Annotated in this window: 19 protein-coding genes; 11 read left to right on the forward strand and 8 right to left on the reverse strand. The window is 62.0% G+C overall.

The window, feature by feature from the left end:
• Positions 1-9 precede the first annotated feature (9 nt).
• Positions 10-465 carry a 50S ribosomal protein L9 gene (gene rplI, locus VDP81_RS13410; RefSeq protein WP_322997338.1) on the forward strand — a complete coding sequence of 152 codons (456 nt, stop codon included), beginning with the start codon at positions 10-12 and terminating at the stop codon, positions 463-465.
• A gap of 106 nt (positions 466-571) precedes the next feature.
• A complete protein-coding gene (locus VDP81_RS13415) occupies positions 572-1,942 on the forward strand; it encodes a replicative DNA helicase (protein ID WP_322997339.1) in 1,371 nt (456 codons plus the stop codon).
• Between the two features lie 78 nt (positions 1,943-2,020).
• Here VDP81_RS13415 and pdxA read toward each other — a convergent pair whose 3' ends face one another.
• The 4 genes from pdxA to VDP81_RS13435 all read right to left on the reverse strand — a co-directional run bounded on the left by pdxA (position 2,021) and on the right by VDP81_RS13435 (position 5,795).
• Positions 2,021-2,983: a 4-hydroxythreonine-4-phosphate dehydrogenase PdxA gene (gene pdxA, locus VDP81_RS13420; protein WP_322997400.1), complete on the reverse strand. Its 963-nt coding sequence runs from the start codon at positions 2,981-2,983 to the stop codon at positions 2,021-2,023.
• A 101-nt stretch (positions 2,984-3,084) separates the two neighbouring features.
• On the reverse strand, positions 3,085-4,824 hold the full coding sequence (locus VDP81_RS13425; RefSeq protein WP_416233259.1) for a PhoH family protein: 1,740 nt from the start codon (positions 4,822-4,824) through the stop codon (positions 3,085-3,087).
• A 57-nt stretch (positions 4,825-4,881) separates the two neighbouring features.
• Positions 4,882-5,352 carry a peroxiredoxin gene (locus VDP81_RS13430; RefSeq protein WP_322997340.1) on the reverse strand — a complete coding sequence of 157 codons (471 nt, stop codon included), beginning with the start codon at positions 5,350-5,352 and terminating at the stop codon, positions 4,882-4,884.
• Positions 5,349-5,795, reverse strand: coding sequence for an Mth938-like domain-containing protein (locus VDP81_RS13435; RefSeq protein ID WP_322997341.1), 447 nt, complete (start codon positions 5,793-5,795; stop codon positions 5,349-5,351). The genes VDP81_RS13430 and VDP81_RS13435 overlap by 4 nt, the downstream gene beginning before the upstream one ends.
• 185 nt (positions 5,796-5,980) lie before the next feature.
• Here VDP81_RS13435 and alaC point away from each other — a divergent pair, with 185 nt between their 5' ends.
• The 3 genes from alaC to thrC are packed head-to-tail and all read left to right on the forward strand — an operon-like array spanning position 5,981 to position 9,866.
• Entirely contained in the window at positions 5,981-7,168 is a 1,188-nt protein-coding gene (gene alaC, locus VDP81_RS13440) for an alanine transaminase (protein WP_323012591.1), read from the forward strand.
• On the forward strand, positions 7,165-8,469 hold the full coding sequence (locus tag VDP81_RS13445) for a homoserine dehydrogenase (protein ID WP_322997343.1): 1,305 nt from the start codon (positions 7,165-7,167) through the stop codon (positions 8,467-8,469). The genes alaC and VDP81_RS13445 overlap by 4 nt, the downstream gene beginning before the upstream one ends.
• A complete protein-coding gene (thrC, locus tag VDP81_RS13450) occupies positions 8,466-9,866 on the forward strand; it encodes a threonine synthase (RefSeq protein ID WP_322997344.1) in 1,401 nt (466 codons plus the stop codon). Before VDP81_RS13445 ends, thrC begins: the two co-directional genes overlap by 4 nt.
• Positions 9,867-9,922: 56 nt before the next feature.
• Here the strand turns inward: thrC and VDP81_RS13455 are convergent, their stop codons facing one another.
• Positions 9,923-10,348, reverse strand: a complete 426-nt coding sequence (locus VDP81_RS13455) for an Lrp/AsnC family transcriptional regulator (protein ID WP_322997402.1) — start codon at positions 10,346-10,348, stop codon at positions 9,923-9,925.
• A gap of 239 nt (positions 10,349-10,587) precedes the next feature.
• On the opposite strand from VDP81_RS13455, the gene VDP81_RS13460 reads away from it, so the two are divergent.
• On the forward strand, positions 10,588-11,667 hold the full coding sequence (locus VDP81_RS13460) for an ornithine cyclodeaminase (RefSeq protein ID WP_322997345.1): 1,080 nt from the start codon (positions 10,588-10,590) through the stop codon (positions 11,665-11,667).
• A 6-nt stretch (positions 11,668-11,673) separates the two neighbouring features.
• Here VDP81_RS13460 and hpnE read toward each other — a convergent pair whose 3' ends face one another.
• Genes hpnE through hpnC form a run of 3 tightly spaced genes read right to left on the reverse strand, consistent with a single transcriptional unit; the run spans position 11,674 to position 14,724 of the window.
• On the reverse strand, positions 11,674-12,981 hold the full coding sequence (gene hpnE, locus VDP81_RS13465; RefSeq protein WP_323012592.1) for a hydroxysqualene dehydroxylase HpnE: 1,308 nt from the start codon (positions 12,979-12,981) through the stop codon (positions 11,674-11,676).
• Positions 12,978-13,841: a presqualene diphosphate synthase HpnD gene (gene hpnD, locus VDP81_RS13470; protein WP_322997347.1), complete on the reverse strand. Its 864-nt coding sequence runs from the start codon at positions 13,839-13,841 to the stop codon at positions 12,978-12,980. The genes hpnE and hpnD overlap by 4 nt, the downstream gene beginning before the upstream one ends.
• Positions 13,831-14,724 (reverse strand): squalene synthase HpnC, encoded by an 894-nt coding sequence (gene hpnC / locus VDP81_RS13475; RefSeq protein ID WP_416233270.1) that lies wholly within the window; start codon positions 14,722-14,724, stop codon positions 13,831-13,833. Before hpnC ends, hpnD begins: the two co-directional genes overlap by 11 nt.
• Positions 14,725-14,831: 107 nt before the next feature.
• Here hpnC and alr point away from each other — a divergent pair, with 107 nt between their 5' ends.
• The 5 genes from alr to VDP81_RS13500 are packed head-to-tail and all read left to right on the forward strand — an operon-like array spanning position 14,832 to position 19,519.
• The gene (gene alr / locus VDP81_RS13480; protein ID WP_323012593.1) at positions 14,832-15,950 is read left to right on the forward strand and encodes an alanine racemase; all 1,119 of its coding nucleotides are present in this window, start codon (positions 14,832-14,834) and stop codon (positions 15,948-15,950) included.
• Between the two features lie 20 nt (positions 15,951-15,970).
• A complete protein-coding gene (locus VDP81_RS13485) occupies positions 15,971-16,687 on the forward strand; it encodes an SDR family oxidoreductase (RefSeq protein WP_322997350.1) in 717 nt (238 codons plus the stop codon).
• On the forward strand, positions 16,687-18,042 hold the full coding sequence (radA, locus tag VDP81_RS13490; protein WP_322997351.1) for a DNA repair protein RadA: 1,356 nt from the start codon (positions 16,687-16,689) through the stop codon (positions 18,040-18,042). The genes VDP81_RS13485 and radA overlap by 1 nt, the downstream gene beginning before the upstream one ends.
• Positions 18,042-18,824: a sulfite exporter TauE/SafE family protein gene (locus VDP81_RS13495; RefSeq protein ID WP_323012594.1), complete on the forward strand. Its 783-nt coding sequence runs from the start codon at positions 18,042-18,044 to the stop codon at positions 18,822-18,824. The genes radA and VDP81_RS13495 overlap by 1 nt, the downstream gene beginning before the upstream one ends.
• The gene (locus tag VDP81_RS13500; protein WP_323012595.1) at positions 18,821-19,519 is read left to right on the forward strand and encodes a 3-deoxy-D-manno-octulosonic acid kinase; all 699 of its coding nucleotides are present in this window, start codon (positions 18,821-18,823) and stop codon (positions 19,517-19,519) included. The genes VDP81_RS13495 and VDP81_RS13500 overlap by 4 nt, the downstream gene beginning before the upstream one ends.
• Positions 19,520-19,576 lie beyond the last annotated feature (57 nt).

A 19,576-nucleotide genomic window follows, 5' to 3' on the forward strand; every position in this document is an offset into this window, starting at 1 on the left:
TCATTCGTCATGCAAGTCATTCTGCTTGAAAAAGTCGTCAATCTCGGCAATCTGGGTGATGTCGTGCGCGTGCGCGATGGTTATGCCCGTAACTACCTGATTCCCCAGAAAATCGCCCGCCGCGCCACTGACGCCGCCCTGAAAGAATTCGAAGCCCGCCGCGCCGAGCTCGAAAAACTGCAGGCCGAAAAACTGGCCGCTGCCCAGACCCTGTCCGAAAAACTCCACGGCTTTGCCTTGGTCATCGGTCAGAAAGCGGGTGTGGATGGTCGTCTGTTCGGTTCGGTCACCAATATGGACGTCGCCAAGGCGTTGCAAACCGCAGGCTTTACCGATGTGCACAAGGGCCAGATCTACATGCCCGACGGTGCCATCAAGGCCGTGGGTGAGTTTCCCCTGCAGGTCACGCTGCACGCCGACGTGGTGGCCGATGTCACCCTGACGGTTCAGGGCGAAATGGCCTGATCGCCTTCAGGTGCCATGCGCTGCATTGCCCTGCCACTGGCTGGCAGGGTAGTATGAAAAGGTCGGCATTTTGCCGGCCTTTTTTATTGAATTCAAGGACATCAGGGTGGAAGCCAAACCAGATACCCAACTGGATTACCTGCGGGTGCCGCCGCACTCCATCGAGGCCGAGCAGTCGGTGCTGGGTGGCTTGCTGCTGGATAATGCGGCCTTTGACCGGATTGCCGATGTCCTGAACGAGGATGATTTCTATCGTTTTGATCACCGTTTGATTTGGCAGCACATCACGCGTCTGGTTAGCCTATCCCGCCCAGCCGATGTGATTACCGTGCACGAATCTCTCAGCACGGCGGGCAAGGCCGACGACACCGGCGGCCTGGCGTATCTGAATGCCTTGGCGCACAACACACCGTCGGCGGCCAATATTCGCCGCTATGCCGAAATCGTGCGCGAGCGCTCCATGTTGCGCAAGCTGGTTTCGATTTCTGACGAAATTTCGGCAGCGGCTTTTAATCCTCAGGGCAAGGAAGCCCGCCAGATACTGGATGAGGCCGAATCCCGCGTGTTTCAGATCGCCCAGGAGGGCGCTCGGGGAATGGCGGGATTCCAGGAAATCCGTCCTTTGCTGGCCCAGGTGATCGAACGCATCGACGAGCTGTATCACCGCGAAGGCGATTCGGACATTACGGGGGTGCCCACGGGCTTCGAGGATCTGGATCGCCTGACTTCCGGTTTGCAGCCGGGCGATCTCGTCATCGTGGCTGGACGCCCGTCCATGGGCAAGACCTCTTTTTCCATGAATATCGGCGAACACGTCGCGATTGAACAGGGTCTGCCGGTTGCCGTGTTTTCCATGGAAATGGGTGCGGTACAGCTGGCCATGCGCATGATCGGTTCGGTCGGGATGCTGGATCAGCACCGCATGCGCACCGGCAAACTTAGTCAAGATGACTGGCCGCGCCTCACCCACGCCGTCCAGAAAGTCGAGCAGGCACAGATCTATATCGACGAAACCCCTGCCTTGACTGCCATGGAGTTACGTGCGCGTGCCCGGCGTCTGGCGCGTCAGTGCGGGCAAATGGGCCTGATCATCATCGACTATATCCAGCTGATGTCTGGCAGTGGCGGCGAAAACCGCGCCACCGAAATTTCCGAAATCAGCCGCTCACTGAAAAGCCTGGCCAAAGAACTGAACTGCCCCTTGGTGGCGCTGTCACAGCTGAACCGTAGTCTGGAACAACGCCCCAACAAACGCCCCGTCATGAGCGATCTGCGCGAATCTGGCGCTATCGAACAGGATGCTGACGTCATTATTTTCATTTATCGTGACGAGGTCTATAACCCTGACTCACCCGACAAGGGCACGGCGGAAATCATCATCGGCAAGCAGCGTAACGGCCCGATTGGCACTGTGCGCCTGACTTTCCAGGGCGCCAGCACCCGCTTCCTGAATTTTTCAGCAACCCCGACCTTTTAGGGTTTGCCAGTTCTTCCCTGATGGGGGCAAGCCCGTGCCGGTGCAGGGTGTTTCTGTACCGGCGGGCATCCGCCGGGTTCAGATCGGAGTCGTCGTCATGTTCAGGGCTGCTTTCATGGCGGCCCGTAACGATGCGGGGTCGGCCAGTCCCTGGCCTGCGATATCAAAGGCCGTGCCGTGGTCCACGCTGGTACGCACGAAGGGCAGGCCCACCGTGACATTGACGCCTTCTTCCAGCCCCAGGTATTTCACTGGAATCAGCCCCTGATCATGGTATTGGGCCACCACGATATCGAACTCCCCTTGGCGTGCCCGCATGAAAATCGTGTCGCCCGGCCAGGGGCCGGAGACGTCCAGTCCCTGAGCGCGTGCCTGGGCGATGGCGGGGGCAATGTGCAAGGCTTCCTCGTTGCCAAAGACTCCGCCTTCGCCTGCGTGCGGGTTCAGGCCCGCCACCGCAATGCGAGGCTGAGCGATACCGGACTGCCTGCAGGCCAGATGGGCCAACCGGATGGCACGCGCTTCGGCGGCCTGGTTGATGGCAGCGGGGACATCGGCCAGGGCGATATGGATGGTCACCAGCAATACCCGCAATTCGTCGTTTGCCAGCATCATGGCGTAATCGACTGTGCCGGTGCGTAGTGCCAGGATTTCGGTGTGACCGGGAAAATCGATGCCGCCCGCGTGCATGGCGCCCTTGTGCAGGGGCGCGGTCACCAGGGCGCGCAGCAGCCCGGCCTGAGCATCATCGATGGCATGGCATAAATATTCATAGGCCCCGCGCCCTGCTCGGGCATCCACACGGCCTGGCGCAAGGTCCGCCGGCAGAGCCTGCCAGCGATTCAGCACACCGATGATGTCGCCTGTGCTGCCCTGGCCGGGTTGGTCCAGCGTGATGACCTGCAAGCGGGTATCCAGCCCCAGCGACTGGCAGGTGCGGGCCAGAATGCCGGCATCGCCATACACCACGGCAGGGTGGGGCAGCCCCTGGGCAAACAGACGGGCGATCAGTTCCGGGCCTACCCCAGCCGCATCCCCCATTGTGAAGGCCAGCGGCAACCCGATCCGTTCTTTGGGCAAGAGCGTGTTGGTCAATTCAGCCACGGTGCATTCAGTCCTGTCATAGGGGGCGCGGTACGCATCTACAGCGCCTCACTGGCATAGTCCGCCAGGCGTGATCGTTCGCCGCGTTGCAGGGTGATGTGTCCGGCGTGTGGCCAGCCTTTGAAGCGATCCACCACGTAGGTCAGACCTGAACTGCCTTCGGTCAGGTACGGCGTATCTATCTGGGCAATATTGCCCAGGCAGACGATCTTGGTGCCTGGGCCTGCTCGGGTGATCAGGGTCTTCATTTGCTTTGGAGTCAGGTTCTGGGCCTCGTCGATGATCAGGAATTTGTTCAGAAAGGTGCGTCCGCGCATGAAGTTCAGGGATTTGACCTTGATGCGTGAACGAATCAGATCCATGGCCGGGGTTTTGCTCCAGTCCTGGGTGTTGCCGTTGCTGCTGGTGCTGATGGCGCCGCTCGAACCCTGATGCAGGACCTCGAGATTGTCTTCCAGGGCACCCATCCAAGGCAGCATTTTTTCTTCCTCGGTGCCGGGCAGAAAGCCGATGTCATCACCCACCGGCACCGTGGCCCGGGTGATGATGATTTCGGTGTAGCGCTTGGTCTCGAAGGTCTGGGCCAGGGCGCTGGCCAGCGTCAGCAGGGTCTTGCCAGTGCCCGCCTGACCCAGCAGGGATACGAAATCAATGTCCGGGTTCATCAGCAGATTCAGCGCGAAGTTTTGTTCACGGTTGCGTGCCGTGATGCCCCAGACGCTGTTTTTGGTGTGGCTGAAGTCGCGCAGCGTGGCCAGTACCGCGCTTTTGCCCGTGATCTCGCGGACCTGAGCCGCCAGCGGCATATCGCCGTCGTAGTAGACGAATTCATTGATGCTGAACTGGCTGCACAGCGGGCCGCGCACGCGATACCAAGTCAGGTTGTTTTGCTGCCAGGATTCGATGTTCTTGCCGTGTTTGATCCAGAAGTTTTCCGGCAGCGGCATGACCCCGTCATACAGCAGGTCGGAATCATCCAGCACGTGGTCGTTGAGATAGTCCTCGGCGGGCAGGCCCAGGGCGCGCGCCTTCAGGCGCATGTTGATATCTTTGGACACCAGCACGATTTCGCGCTTTGGGGATTCCTGGCGCAGGCCGTGCACAATGCTGAGAATGACATTGTCGGCCTTGCCCATGGGTAGCTCGACCGGCAGTGGCGTGTCGGTGGGGCGAGTCTGAAAATACAGCAAGCCCAGCGCGTCGGTATGGCCCAGAGAATCCAGCGGCACGCCTTTGCTCAAGTCTGCCGTGCCGATCAGTTCGTCCAGATAGCGGCTGACCTGGCGCGCATTGCGGGCGACCTCGGACATGCCCTTTTTCTGGTGATCCAGCTCTTCGAGCACGATCATGGGCAGGAAGACGTCATGTTCGGCAAAATGAAACAGCGAGGTCGGATCATGCAGCAAGACGTTGGTATCCAGCACAAAGAGTTTGCGCTGGGCAGTCGGCAGGCGTTTGGCACGCGGCTTGGCGGCGGCTTTGGCTGCTGGCTGTTTAGGGGCAGCGGCAGGGGGCTGGGCGGCAGGCGCGGATGGCAGTTGCTTGTCTGTTGGCACTGTTGGCAGGGCGTTAGTCGCCCCTGCCGAGGTTTTTTTAGCAGCGGGGGCCGGTACGGCGGCAGGCAGGGGTGCTGCTGGCACAGCCGACGCCGTAGCCGCAGCAGGCGCTTCGTGGCGTGTCAGGATGGCTGCAAGGGGCTGCTTCTTGCGTTTTTCAGCGGGTTTCTCAGTGATTGCCGCGACCTTGGGGGGTAGGGCGGCAGCCACATCAGAGGCCACAGTAGTGCCTAGGCGGCTGGGGGGGGGGCGGCAGGGGCATGGATGGGGCTCCGGGGCTTAGGCAGCCAATTGGCGGACGGCTTGCAGGACTTCGCTCGCGTGCTCTGGCACGCGGACCTTGCGCCATTCCTGGGTCAGGATGCCTTGGGCGTCAAACAGGAAGGTGCTGCGTTCGATGCCGCGTACCTGTTTGCCATACATGTTTTTCAGTTGCATCACCCCGAACAGCGCGCATAAGGCTTCGTCTGGATCGCTGATCAGCGCAAAGGGCAGGCTTTGCTTGGCCGTGAAGTTTTCGTGGGATTTCAGGCTGTCTCGCGAGATGCCAAAGACTTTGCAGCCCGACGCCAGGAACTGTTCGTGCAGGTCGCGAAAATCCTGGGACTCGGTGGTGCAGCCGGGAGTGTTGTCCTTGGGGTAGAAATACAGAACAAAGGCCTGGCCCGATAAGGCGCTGGAATCGAAGGGGCCGTGGGTGGATTCGGCAGTCAGGGGGGGCAGTGGCTGGCCAATAGCGACAGAACTCATGCAGTGGGGTCTCCGGGTAGCAGTAGGGCCAGGACGCGGCGTTCTTCGGACATCAGGATGTTGTAGGTCCGGGCGGCAGCCTGGGTGGTCATGGTCTCGACCCCGATGCCCAGTTGCAAGAGCGGGCGAATGATTTCGGGGGCCAGGAAAGTTTGGCGGGTGCCTGTGCCGATCAACAGGACTTCCGGTGCATCGGCAGGTAGCGTGGGGGGGGAATCGTCCAGGAAGGCCATCGGGTCCTGGTCTGCGGCACCCAGGCCGATCAGTGTTTTTAGAAAAGCGCTGTCGATCTCTGCCGGGGTGCGCAGGTCCAGGGATTTGACGGGGCCTTCGGGGCTGAAACAGACGGCCGTCTCGAAACGCACCCGATTGATTTCCAGGTGGTCTGCCCCATAAGCTGTGACGGTATTCAGGGTGGGGTTGAAGTCTTTTTGCAATAACACGGCGCGCTCCAGAGTTCCTGAGATGATAGCGCAGTGAGGGCTGTCTGGTGATGACGGAGGGGGCAGCGGGGGGCTGTTGGATTTGCCGGATTTGCGAGACTGGAGCGCATGCGCTAGATTACTGGATTTGCTGCACTGCAGCCATGTCTTGCCGTTTTCCGTTACCGCCCAGTCCGAGGACCATCATGACTAGCTTTCCGCGCATCGAGCGCCTACCCCCCTACGTGTTCAATATCACTGGGGAACTGAAGATGGCCGCCCGCCGACGCGGCGAGGACATCATTGATATGTCCATGGGCAATCCCGATGGCCCAACGCCGCAGCATATCGTCGATAAGCTGATCGAGGCCGCGCAGCGCGACGATACCCATGGCTATTCAGTCTCCAAGGGTATTCCACGTCTGCGTCGGGCGATTGCCGGTTGGTACCAGCGCCGCTATGGGGTGGAATTCAATCCGGATACGGAAGCGATCGTCACGATCGGCTCCAAGGAAGGCCTGGCCCACCTGATGCTGGCCACCTTGGATCGTGGGGACACCGTGCTGGTGCCCAATCCCAGCTATCCCATCCACATTTATGGCGCGGTGATCGCCGGGGCCAACATCCGATCGGTGCCCATGACCCCAGGGCTGGATTTCTTCGAGGAAATCGAGCGTGCGGTGCGCGAATCCATCCCGAAGCCAAAAATGATGATTCTCGGGTTCCCCAGTAATCCCACCGCCCAGTGCGTGGATCTGTCGTTTTTCGAGCGCGTCGTCGCCCTGGCAAAAGAACACAACATCCTGGTGGTGCATGACCTGGCCTATGCCGACATCACCTTCGATGGCTATGTGGCGCCGTCCATCATGCAGGTGCCTGGCGCGCGCGATGTCGCGGTCGAGTTCTTCACCATGAGCAAGAGCTACAACATGGCGGGCTGGCGGATCGGTTTCATGGTGGGCAACCAAGAGCTGGTCAACGCACTGGCGCGCATCAAGAGCTACCATGATTACGGCACTTTCACACCGCTGCAGGTGGCCGCCATTGCCGCGCTGGAAGGCCCTCAGGATTGCGTGACCGAGGTCGTCGCGCAATACCAGAGCCGTCGCGATGTGTTGGCCAAGGGCCTGCACGAGGCCGGCTGGCCAGTGGATATTCCCAAGGCGTCCATGTACATTTGGGCCCGGATTCCAGAACCCTATCGGGCGCAAGGCTCGCTGGAGTTCTCCAAGCGTCTGCTGGCCGAGGCCAAGGTCGCCATCTCTCCGGGCATTGGCTTTGGCGAGTATGGCGACGAATACGTGCGCTTTGCGCTGATTGAAAACGAACAGCGTATCCGTCAGGCGGTGCGCGGTATCAAAGACATGTTTCGCAAGGACGGACTGATTAAATGAAACCAATTCGGATTGGCCTGTTGGGTCTGGGGGTCGTCGGCAGTGGCGTCTGGACGGTCCTGGCCCAGAACGGCGACGAGATCGCCCGCCGCGCCGGGCGCTGTGTCGAGGTCGCCGCTGTGGCCGTGCGCGATGTGGCCAAGGCCCGCGCCCTGGTAGGTCCGGACGTGCGCGTGGTCGACGACGGCATGGCGCTGGTCAACGACCCGGATATCGATATCATTGTCGAGCTGATGGGGGGCGATACCGTGGCACGCGATTGCATGCTGGCGGCCATTGCCCAGGGCAAGCATATCGTCACGGCCAATAAGGCTCTGCTGGCCATGCATGGCAACGAAATTTTCGCTGCTGCGCAGGCCCATGGGGTAATGGTGGCCTTCGAGGCCGCCGTGGCGGGCGGTATTCCCATCATCAAGGCCATCCGCGAAGGCCTGACCGCCAATCGCATTCAATGGGTAGCCGGCATCATCAATGGCACCACGAACTTCATTCTGTCAGAAATGCGCCAGCGTGGCCTGCCGTTCCACGAGGTCCTGGCCGAGGCCCAGCGTCTGGGCTACGCCGAGGCCGATCCCACCTTTGATATCGAGGGGGTGGACGCGGCCCATAAGCTCACCTTGCTGGCGTCGCTGGCCTTTGGCATTCCGGTGCAGTTCGACAAGGCCACCACCGAGGGCATCTCCAACCTGGCGTCGGAGGATATTGTGCACGCGGATCGCCTGGGCTATCGGATCAAGCTCCTGGGCATCACCCGTCGGCGCCCCACTGGCATCGAGTTACGCGTACATCCCACGCTGGTGCCCGCCGGTTGCTTGTTGGCCAATGTCGAAGGCGCCATGAATGCCGTGCTGGTGCGCGGCGATGTGGTGGGCTTGTCCATGTATTACGGCCAGGGGGCAGGGTCGTTGCCCACGGCTTCGGCAGTGGTGGCCGATCTGGTGGACGTGGCACGCCTGCAGATGGCCGACCCCGAACACCGCGTGCCGCACCTGGCTTTCCAGCCCGATGCGATGGTCGATATTCCCATCCTGCCCATGGCCGAGGTCCAATCCAGCTTTTATCTGCGCCTGCGGGTGGATGACCGTCCGGGTGTGCTGGCAGACCTGGCCCGTATTCTGTCGGGCGCCGGGATTTCTGTGGGCTCGATGTTCCAGCAACCACATGGTGAACACCAGGCCGACATTATTTTCCTGACCCATGAAGCCCGCGAGGGTGATGTGGACACTGCCTTGCAAGCCATGCAGGCCCAGCCTTTCGTGCGTTCGGGCGTGACCCGCTTGCGCGTGGAGAATCTGATTTGAAATATCGCTCAACCCGGGGCGGCATGGCCCCTTTGCCCTTTTGCGATATCTTGCTGGAAGGCCTGGCCCCCGATGGCGGCCTGAGCTTACCGCAGACCTTGCCACAACTCAGCGCCGACACGCTGGAATCCTGGCGTGGGCTGTCCTATGCCGAACTGGCCGCCCAAGTCCTGGGCCTGTTCATTGATGACATTCCGCCTGCCGACCTGCTACGCATGACGCAGGCGGCCTATGGTCCGACGGTCTTTCCCGTGATTGCCCCGATCAAGCCCCTGATGCCGGGGCTGTCCTTGCTGGGCTTGTCGGAAGGCCCCACGCTGGCCTTCAAGGACATGGCCATGCAATTTCTGGGTCAGGTCTTTGAATACGTGCTGGCCCGGCGCGGCCAGACGCTGAACATCCTGGGGGCGACGTCCGGAGATACCGGGTCGGCGGCGGAATATGCCTTGCGCGGCAAACAAGGCGTGGCAGTATTCATGCTCTCGCCCCATGGCCGCATGAGCCCCTTCCAGCGGGCACAAATGTATTCTCTGCAAGACGCCAATATTCACAATATCGCCGTGCATGGCGTGTTTGATGAATGCCAGGATATCGTCAAATCCCTGGCTGGCGATCTGGATTTCAAGAGTCGCAACCACCTGGGGGCGGTCAACTCCATTAATTGGGCGCGCATTGCCGCCCAAATCGTCTATTACGTCTGGGGCTGGCTGCGGGCCACTCAAAAGCCTGGTCAGTTGGTGTCGTTTGCCGTGCCCTCGGGCAACTTCGGCAATATTCTGGCCGGTCACCTGGCTCGCCGGATGGGCCTGCCGATTCACCGTCTGGTGCTGGCGACCAACGAAAACAATGTGCTGGAAGAATTCTTCCGTACTGGGATCTACCGACCCCGTCCCGCCAGCCAGACTTATGCCACCTCCAGCCCTTCGATGGATATTTCCAGGGCATCCAACTTCGAGCGTTTCCTGTTCGATCTGGTGGACCAGGATGCGGGCCGGGTCCGCGCCCTGATGGATGAACTGCGCGAGACCGGGCAATTCGATCTGTCCAGCCTGAAAGACCAGTTCACCGACCGCTACGGCTTTGTGTCAGGAGCCAGTTCCCACGCCGATCGTCTGGCCACGATCCGCGACATCCATGATCGTACGGGGGTGCTGATCGATCCGCATACCGCCGATGGCGTGCGGGTGGCCCAGGCCCATCTGGACCCGGATGTGCCCATGCTGGTGCTGGAAACCGCCTTGCCGGCGAAATTCGCCGAGACCATCATCGAGGCTACCGGCCAGACGCCAGCAGTGCCTGCCGATCTGCAGGATCTGCAGCAACGCCCCCAGCGCGTGGTGGTGATGGATTGCGACGCCAAGCAGGTGGCAGCCTATCTGCAGCAGCACGCCTTATAGGATAGATGTTCCTTTGGGCACAGGCCAGGATGATTCAGCGTCATCCTGGCCTTTTTTCAAGCGGCGCGGTATGTCTGCAGGTGGATGCTGGTTTCGGACTGGCTGATGCCGCGAATCAGGCGGACGCGCTCCAGCACCTGGGCCAGCTCCTGCAGGTCGGCGGCGCGCAGTTCGGCCAGCAAGTCCCAACGGCCATTGGTATCGTGCAAGGCAGCCACGCCTGGCTCGCCCAACAGGCTGGCAATCACGGTGCGGGCATCGTTCCCCTCGACGGCAATGCTCATCCAGGCGTGGATGCTCTGTGGCTGCACGTCGGGTCGCAGACGCACGGTATAGCCTACGATCAGCCCTGCGTCCTCTAGCCGCCGCATGCGCTGAGTCACGGTGCCGCGTGCCACCCCCAGGCGCTTGGCCAGGGTGGCGATGCTGCTGCGCGCATCTGCCCGCAATAAGCGGATCAATTGCTGGTCAGTGGAATCCATCGCAATATTCGTGCTCATGTTGTGGCCTGTCCGTCCCGTGCATGCATAAACCATTGAATCGCTACATGGCGCCATGCTGCGCGCCCTAAGCATACCCACGCGCGTATTTTGATCAATTTGCAATCAAGCACGTGGCATTTTGGTGATTTTATGACGGATCGCATGCATTTTTGCCGATAGTCATTGTCATCGGCTTTGGCGATACTGAATTCAGGATAACAATGAAACAGGAGACCACCATGCGCCATTCCCACCTATCCAACCCCAAGACCCTGTTTTTGGACACGCATGATGTGGCCCGCTTGCTGGGCGTGATCGGTGTGCCGGATGCCTTGACACAACTGGTCGCCCGTCTGCGGGCCGATTACTTGCGCTGGCCGCAGTTCGAGAAGGCCGCCCGTGTCGCCAGCTATTCCTCGCAGGGCACCATCGAACTCATGCCGATCAGCGACGGCACGCAATACACCTATAAATGCGTCAATGGCCACCCAGGCAATGGTCTGCGTGGTCTGCCCACGGTCATGGCCATGGGGGCGTTGCTGGATTGCGACACCGGCATGATACGCATGATCAGTGAACTGACCCTGACGACGGCCATGCGCACGGCAGCGACATCGGCCCTGGCAGCGCAGGCATTGGCCCGACCCGACAGCCGCACCATGGCCTTGATCGGCAATGGCGCCCAAAGCGATTTTCAGGCACTTGCCTTTTATACCCTGCTGGGGATACGCGAGATTCGGCTGTACGATCTGGATCGTTCGGCATCACAGCGTTTACAGCATAATCTGGCCGCCAGCGGTCTGGCCGATCTGCGTGTGCAGATTTGTGATTCTGTGCGCCAGGCGGTGCAGGGGGCCGATATTGTCACGACGGTAACGGCTTTCCAGGGGGTGGCTCAGGTACTGAGCGCCGACTTGTTGGAACCCGGCATGCACATCAATGCCGTGGGCGGAGACTGCCCGGGCAAGACTGAGTTGGACCCGGCGATCCTGCCTCACACCACTGTCTTTGTCGAGTTCCCGCCGCAAACCCGACACGAGGGTGAAATCCAGAACCAGGCAGCCGATTTCCCCATTACCGAACTCTGGCGGGTGTTGGCTGACCAGCAGCCCGGACGCACGGATGCGGCTCAGATCACTTTGTTCGATTCCGTGGGTTTCGCACTAGAGGATTATTCCGCTTTGCAGTTTCTGCATGCTCAGGCGACCCGTCACAGTATCGGTCGCTGGGTAGAGGTCACCCCCGATCAGGAAGACCCGCGCGACTTGTTTGGCTGGCTGCAGGCCCAGAATCACCCCGCAGATGCCTTGGCGGGCTGAGTCGCCCTAGACTTGACTGGCAGAACCCGGTTCCTGAGTCATAGCGGCTGCGTGCAGGCCGCTGCGCACAGCCCCCTCCAACACCGCCGGGTAGCCGGTGTCCGTCCAGTCGCCCGCCAGCAGCAGGCCGGGCCAGGGTGTCAGGGTGCCGGGGCGCGACAGGCCTGGGGTCACGTCGAACGTGGCCCTTTTTTCGGTAATCAGCGCCCAGCGTTTCAGCGGCGGCAGTGGTTGTTGGCATTGGGCCTGCAACTGTGCCAGCACCCCCGCCAGGATTTGCTCCGGCGCCTCATCGGCCAGCGACTCCGCCCGGCCAATCACCACCTGAACCAGAGTTTTTTCTGTGCTCTTACTGGTACTGCGATCAAAAAACCATTGTCCCCAGGCATGCTGCGCAGGCTCGTCCCAGAGCAGGCCCAGGGCCATCCCGCTGTGCCAGGGGGTTTCCAGGCGCAGATTCAAGGTGGCAATGGCAGCATGCTGCCATTGGGGCCAATGGGCCAGATAGTCCGTCGCGTGCGGCAGGGGTTGCAGCAGTCGCCGGGCCTCGCCGGGTGGTACTGCCAGAATCACGCGCCCATAGGACTCGTCGTCTACCAACCAGTTGCCGGACTGCCCCATGCCGATTTTCTGCACGCGGCGCCGTTGCAGGCGATTGCCGAGTTGCTCGCAGGCAGTTTGCGGCCATAGTTCATGCAAGGTGCCGTGTGGAATGACCAGCTGGCTGGCGCTTGCGTCGGCTGCCAGACTGTCGCGCAGCACCTGGGCGAACAGACGGGCATCGGTCTGCGCGATTGGGGTGTTCGTCGCGGCCAGGCACAGGGGGGCCCACAGGCGCTGCAACAATGCCGGTGGACAGTCCAGTTGGGTCAACCAGTTGCTTAGGCTCAGGTGGGGGGCGATCTGTGTCGGGTGGGCGGCTTTCAATACCTTGGCCAGGTGCCGTCTGCCGCGCCAGCCACTCAGGCCCCGGCTGCCGAACACTGCGCCCAGCCGATGCCAGGGGGCTGGCAATGGCCAGAATCGCAGGCGCAGCTGTTGGTCGGCGGATTGCAGATCCAGGGGTTGGATCAGGCAGCGGTCCTCGGGTTTCAGACCCAGGGATTGCATCAGGGCGAAGGTATCGCAGTAGGCCCCCAACAGCAGGTGCGGGCCGTTGTCGGTGGGCAGATCCAGCGCTGGCAGATGGACGGTTCTGGCGCGCCCGCCCGGTGCGGCGGCGGCCTCGAATAAGCGGACATCGTGCCCCTGCTGGTGCAGGCGGGTGGCGGCGGCCAGCCCGGCCCAGCCGGCGCCGACCACGGCAATTTTCATGCAGCCAGGCGTTTGATCAGGCCTTGGCCACCCCCGACCCAGACCTTCCAGGCCAGCCAGAATTTTCGAATCGGGGTCAGGGCAATGCGCTGGTTGAGCACATGCCAGCCGTCGCGCTCGATCTCGTCCAGCAAGGTGGCGTAAATCGCCGCCATCATCAGGCCGGGCCGTTGGGTGCGGCGGTCGGTCTCGGGCAGCAGGCGCATGGCGTCGCGGTAGAGTTCGCGGGCACGCTGGGTCTGTTGGCGCATCAGGGCCTGGAAATTATCACTGTAACGGCCATCCAGGATCTCGTCTTTGGTGACCCCGTGGCGGGCCATATCGTCCTCGGGCAGGTAGATGCGCCCGCGCCGGGCATCATCGCCCACGTCACGGATGATATTGGTCATCTGGAAAGCCAGGCCCAGGGTCTCTGCATATTTCAGCGTCTCGGGCTGGGTGTGGCCGAAAATGCTGGCGGACAGTTCGCCGACCACCCCGGCGGCGCGCCAGCAGTATTCCTGCAGGCTGGCCCAGTCAGGATAGCGGAACTGGTCCAGATCCATTTCCATGCCTTCGATGATGGCATAGAAGGGCTCGGGCCGTAAGTTGTAGACAGACAGGTGGCGCTGCAAGGCGATGGCCACCGGGTGATCTGGCGTGCCGTCGAACATCAGTCCTACCTGGCCGCGCCACCAACTGAGTTTCATGCGGGCCACCGAGGCCTCGTGGATCTCGTCGACGATGTCGTCGACTTCCCGGCAGAATGCATACAGGGCGGTGATGGCCTTGCGCTGTTCGCTGGGCAGGAACAAAAATGAGTAATAAAAGCTGGAGCCGCTTTGGGCTGCTTTTTGTTGGCAGTATTCGTCAGGTGTCATGATGGGGAGGCAGTGCCGTGGTCGGCCGTGGACAAGGTCGGCAGAATGCGCGCCAGCATAGCAGGAAGCTGTCGCGTGGGGTCAGGATGGGCCGGTTGGCATAAGGGTTGTATTGTCCCTGGGCCAGTTTTTCCAGGATGCGCAGGCCGCCGTGCACCACCAGGCGCAGTTCCAGTCCAAAACGTCCTGGCAGGCGCCAGGCCAGTGGGCTGCCGCTCAGCAGCAGGTGGCGCGCCACCTGTATCTGGTCTTGCAGGGCAGCCTGCCAGGGTGCTGGTACTTGCGCAGGTCGGCTATTGCATAAATCGTCCAGGCCGGACAAAGTCAGTTCGTGGCGCGCCAGACAGTCCAGCGGGATATAGCAGCGTCCCTTGGCCTGGTCGATCGCCACGTCCTGGCAGAAATTGACCCGCTGCAGGCCGCTGCAGATGGCATCGGATTCGGCCAGATCCTGGGCGGATGTGGCGCCGAACAAGTGCAGCATCAGGCGGCCCACCGGATTGGCGGATCGGCTGCAGTAGTCCATCAAGGCCAACTCGTCGTGATAGTGCGGCACGTCCAGGTCCTGAATAAAGGCCGAGAGCAGATCCAGAAACGGCTGGATGGGCAGGGCGTGTTCATGGATGGTTTCGCCCAGCCGCTGGAACATCGCCTGGTCGGCTGCGGACAGGGGGGTGCGCACGGCCTTGTGGCTGCCCAGGTCCTGAATGGCCGAGCGCCAGGCCTGCAAGGCCGCCAGGCGGGTATCGCGGTCGGCATCGCCTTCGTCGGCCAGGTCGTCGGCACCCCGGGCAAAGGCATACAGGCTGCGTACCGCCGGGCGAAATCTGGCCGGCAGCAAGACCGAGGCGACAGGGAAGTTTTCGTAGTGATCAATAGACATCATCAGGCAGTATACTGAGCCTTGGCCGGCAAACGGCCCTCTCCGGCGAGGCCTAGTGTCCTGTTTGGCTAACTAGCACCTCGCTGTTCCTGTTTCTAGGGGATTCCATGCCGCGTCCGATTCTGGCGACTATTGATACCAGTGCTTTGGCTCACAACCTGCAAACCGTTGCCTATCGGCTGGCGCAGGATGCATCCGGACCACCGCCGTTCATCTGGGCTGTGATGAAATCCCGTGGCTATGGCCATGGGATGGTCGCTGCCCTGGCCGGGTTTTCCCAGGCCGACGGCCTTGCCATGCTGGATATCGACGAAGCCATCCATTGTCGTGAACTTGGTTGGTCGGGGCCGATCCTGCTGCTCGAAGGCTTCTTTGAGCCCGCCGACCTGGAAATCCTGACGCGTTACCGCATCAGCACTGCCATCCATTGCGCCGAGCAACTGGACATGCTGGAATCCGGCCCGGTGGATTGCCCCATCGATGCGCTGGTCAAGCTCAATACCGGCATGCACCGGCTGGGGTTTCAGCCCGGTGAATACGCGGATGCCTTTGCCCGCGCTCAGGCCTTGCAGGCGGTCGGCGTGCTGGGGTCGCTGGGCAAGATGACCCATTTCGCCCGCGCCGACGATGATCCTGTTGTCACCCAGGCCCAACTGGATTGTTTTCAGTCCATCACGCGCGACTTGCCGGGCATGGTCAGCGTCTGTAATTCCGCCGCCACGCTGACGCCTGGATTGGCGTCTGGTCTGTCGGCTTCCAATGGGCAATGGGTCCGGCCTGGCATCTGTTTATATGGCGCCTCGCCCTTTGCCGACCAGTCCGCCGAATCATTTGGCCTGCGTCCGGCCATGACTCTCAGCGCCCGTCTGATCAGCACGCATACTGTGCCGGCCGGTGAAGCCGTGGGCTATGGCCAGATATTTCGGGCCCAGCAGCCTATGCGCGTGGGTGTTGTTGCCTGTGGCTATGCGGATGGCTATCCCCGACATGCCGTCACGGGCACGCCCATCACGGTTGATGGGGTGCGTACGCGGCTGCTTGGCCGGGTGTCCATGGACATGCTGGCGGTTGATCTGGCCCCGGTGCCCAGCGCCGGGGTGGGTGCGCCCGTCGTGCTCTGGGGCCAGGGTGGGCCGTCGGTGGACGAAGTCGCCTTGTCCTGCGGTACCATCGGTTATGAATTGCTCTGCGCCGTGGCCCCTAGGGTGCCCCGCCGCGAAATCTGACTCACCACAGAGGACCATCGATGAAAAATAGCTGTGTGCTCGTTACCGGGGCGACCAAAGGCATAGGCTGGGCGGTCAGTCAGCGGTTGGCTGATCAGGGCTGCCATGTGGTGGGCCTGGCCCGACATACGGCGGATATCGATTTTCCTGGTTATCTGTACGGCTGCGACTTGGCCAACGCAGGCGAGACCGAAGAACTTCTGCGCGTCATCCGCGAGAAATATCCGGTGGATGCGGTGGTGAATTGCGTCGGGCCGGTCATGCCCGAACCCCTCGGAGAGGTTGATCTGGCGTCGCTCTATCAGGCCTTTGACCTGAATGTACGCGTCGCCGTGCAGGCGGTGCAGGCCTTTGTGCCTGGCATGAAAGCCCGTCACTCCGGGCGTATCGTCAATCTCTGCAGTCGTGCTGTCTATGGCTCTGCCGGGCATACCAGCTATTCTGCTGCCAAAAGCGCCTTGCTGGGCTGTACCCGCACTTGGGCGCTGGAACTCGCCCCTTATGGGGTTACCGTCAATGCCGTTTCCCCCGGCCCGGTCGAAACCGCTTCCTTTCGGGCTGAATGCCCTGTTGGCAGCGAGGCCGAGAAAGCCATTTTGGCCACCATTCCCCTGGGACGTCTTGCGCAGGCCGACGAGGTTGCTTCCGCCGTGGTCTTCCTGCTGAGTGATTCGGCGGCTTTCATCACGGGCCAGGAACTTGGCGTGGATGGGGGCGGCAGCCTGGCAGGTCGCTGATGGCCAAGGCCAGAATCGTTTTTCTTTGCTCGGATTGCGGCGGGACCACCGCCAAATGGGAAGGCCGTTGTCCGCATTGCGGGTCCTGGAACACGCTGCAAGAGTCGCATGAGACCCCGGCGGCGGCCACCCACCGTTTTGCCCCCCTGGCAGGCTCTGCGCCCGTGCGTCGCCTGGCCGACATCGAGGCGCGCGAACAAGCCCGCAATCCCACCGGCATCGAGGAATTCGACCGGGTGCTGGGGGGCGGATTGGTGGCCGGTGCGGTGGTGCTGATCGGCGGCGATCCGGGCATCGGCAAGTCCACGCTCTTGCTGCAGGCCCTGGCCAGCCTGTCGATGCGCGGCTCCGTGCTGTATGTCACCGGCGAAGAGTCCGCCGAGCAAGTCGCCCTGCGGGCTCAACGCCTGGGGGTCGCGGGCGACGCCGTCGATCTGCTGGCCGAGATTCGCCTGGAACAGATCACCGGTGCCTTGGTCGAACGCCGTCCCGAGGTCGCCGTCATCGACTCGATCCAGACCCTGTATTCTGCGGATCTGACGGCTGCTCCAGGTTCTGTGTCCCAGGTGCGCGAGTGCGCGGCCCGGCTGACGCGGGTGGCCAAGCAAACCGGCGTCACCCTCATTCTCATCGGCCATGTCACCAAAGATGGTGCCCTGGCCGGGCCTCGGGTGCTGGAACATATTGTCGATACGGTGCTGTACTTCGAGGGCGATACCCATTCTTCCTTCCGCCTGGTGCGCGCCATCAAAAACCGCTTCGGAGCGGTCAATGAGCTGGGTGTTTTTGCCATGACGGATCGTGGCCTCAAAGGCGTCAGTAACCCATCTGCCCTGTTTCTGGCCGGTCATGCGCGGGATGTGGCCGGGTCTTGCGTCATGGCTACCCAGGAAGGCACGCGACCTTTGCTGGTCGAGGTCCAGGCCCTGGTGGATACTGCGCATGTGCCGAATCCCCGGCGCCTGTCCGTGGGGCTGGAGGGCAGTCGTCTGGCGATGTTGCTGGCGGTCCTGCACCGTCATGCGGGGATCGCCACCTACGACCAGGATGTCTTCGTCAATGCCGTCGGTGGCGTGCGCATCATGGAACCCGCCGCCGACTTGGCGGTGGCGCTGGCGATCCTGTCTTCCATGCGCGATCAGGCCTTGCCCGCAGGCTTGCTGGCCTTTGGCGAAATCGGCCTGGCAGGCGAAATCCGTCCGGCCCCTCGGGGCCAGGAGCGCCTGCGCGAGGCCGCCAAGCTCGGCTTTACCCAGGCCATCGTGCCACGGGCCAATCTACCGCGTCAGGCCATCGACGGCTTGCAGGTGCAGCCCGTGGATCGGGTCGAAGACATGCTTAGCGTGCTGCGGTGATGGATAGCCTTTGGTTGATTCCCGCCTGTTTGCTAGTGGGTGGGGTCATTGGGTTTTCGGGCGGGGTGCTGGGTATCGGCGGTGGCCTGATTGCCATTCCTCTGCTGGGGTTGGTGCTGGGGTATGACCAGCAGGCCGCTCAGGGCACGGCACTCATCATGGTCTTGCCTGCGGTATTGCTGACAGTCCGAAAATACCATCAACGTGCGCCCATCGACTTACGTTCTGCGGCGGCGGGGGCGGGCGGCTCGGTGCTGTTTACCTGGATCGGCGCCCAGATCGCCCTGGGTATAGACCCGTGGCTGCTGCGCCGCATTTATGCAGGCTTTGTCTTTTTGATTGCCCTGTTTTATTTTCGGGAGAGCCTGGGCCGCAAGGCCCGCGCTCGACCCGACAGCCATTTCCACGAGGTCGGCGAGGTCCGCCGCTTTTGGTATTTCCTGGTTGGCATTTTTGCCGGCCTGACCGGTGGGGTGTTCGGCGTGGGCGGTTCGGTGTTGGCCGTGCCCTTGATGACCAGCCTTTTTCGTTTGCGCCAGACTACGGCCCAAGCCTTGGCCTTGACCATGATTGTGCCAGGTACCGTGGTGGCCCTGGCCACCTACGCCTGGCATGGCCAGGCCCATGGGCTGGTGGGGGTGCCCCTGGCTCTGGGCAGCCTGCTGTGCGTGCCCTATGGCGTGCGGCTGGCCTATGCGCTGCCCGAAGCCCGCCTGAAGCTGATTTTCGCCTGCATGTTGTTGTTGATCATGGGTTTGCTGCTGCTGCGAGGTCCAGCATGAACAGCATTCCATCCGGTTGGGTTCTGCGGCCTTTGGCCGATGGCGCTTTTTGCGTGCCGACGGCCTTGGCGGCTGCAGCCAATGCCGCCTGGTTTGATCCTCAGCGTGCGGATGCCAAGCCTGTGGCGGAAGGCGGTCGTCAGGCCGCCTGGTTTGTGGCGGGTGAACATGGCCCCGCTGTGTTGCGCCATTATCGGCGGGGCGGCTTGCGCGCCCGCCTGGGGCCGGACGGCTATGCCTGGTTGGGACAGGCCCGCGTGCGTGCTTTTGCCGAGGTGCGTGTGCTGGCGCATTTACAGGCCGCCGGGGTGCTGGTTCCCCAGCCTCTGGGGGCCGCGTACTGGCGGTTGGGCCTGTTTTACCGCACGGCGATTCTGGTCGCCCGGATCGACGGTGCGCAGGCTCTGGCCAGCCGCCTGGATCAAGCCGATCCCCAGGCGGTGGCGACCGCAATTCGGGCCATGCACCGGGCCGGGGTCTGGCATGCCGATCTGAATGCCTACAATATTCTGTTCGACTCACAAGGCCGGGTTTGGCTGATTGATTTCGACCGGGCGCGCTTGGGTGTCGTGTCCGAGGCACAACAATATAAAAACCTATTGCGACTGCGACGGTCTTTGGTTAAGGTAGCCGGCGAGCGCGGAGCGCAGTGGTGGGATGTGCTGGACACCGTCTGGCGGACATTGCCGGTTTGAAGGCTTGAATAACGGGCCTTCAGACCAAAGCCTGGGGCCTTGCCCCCTCTATCCTGT

Source organism: Castellaniella sp. (genome assembly GCF_034675845.1).
GTDB lineage: Bacteria > Pseudomonadota > Gammaproteobacteria > Burkholderiales > Burkholderiaceae_B > Castellaniella.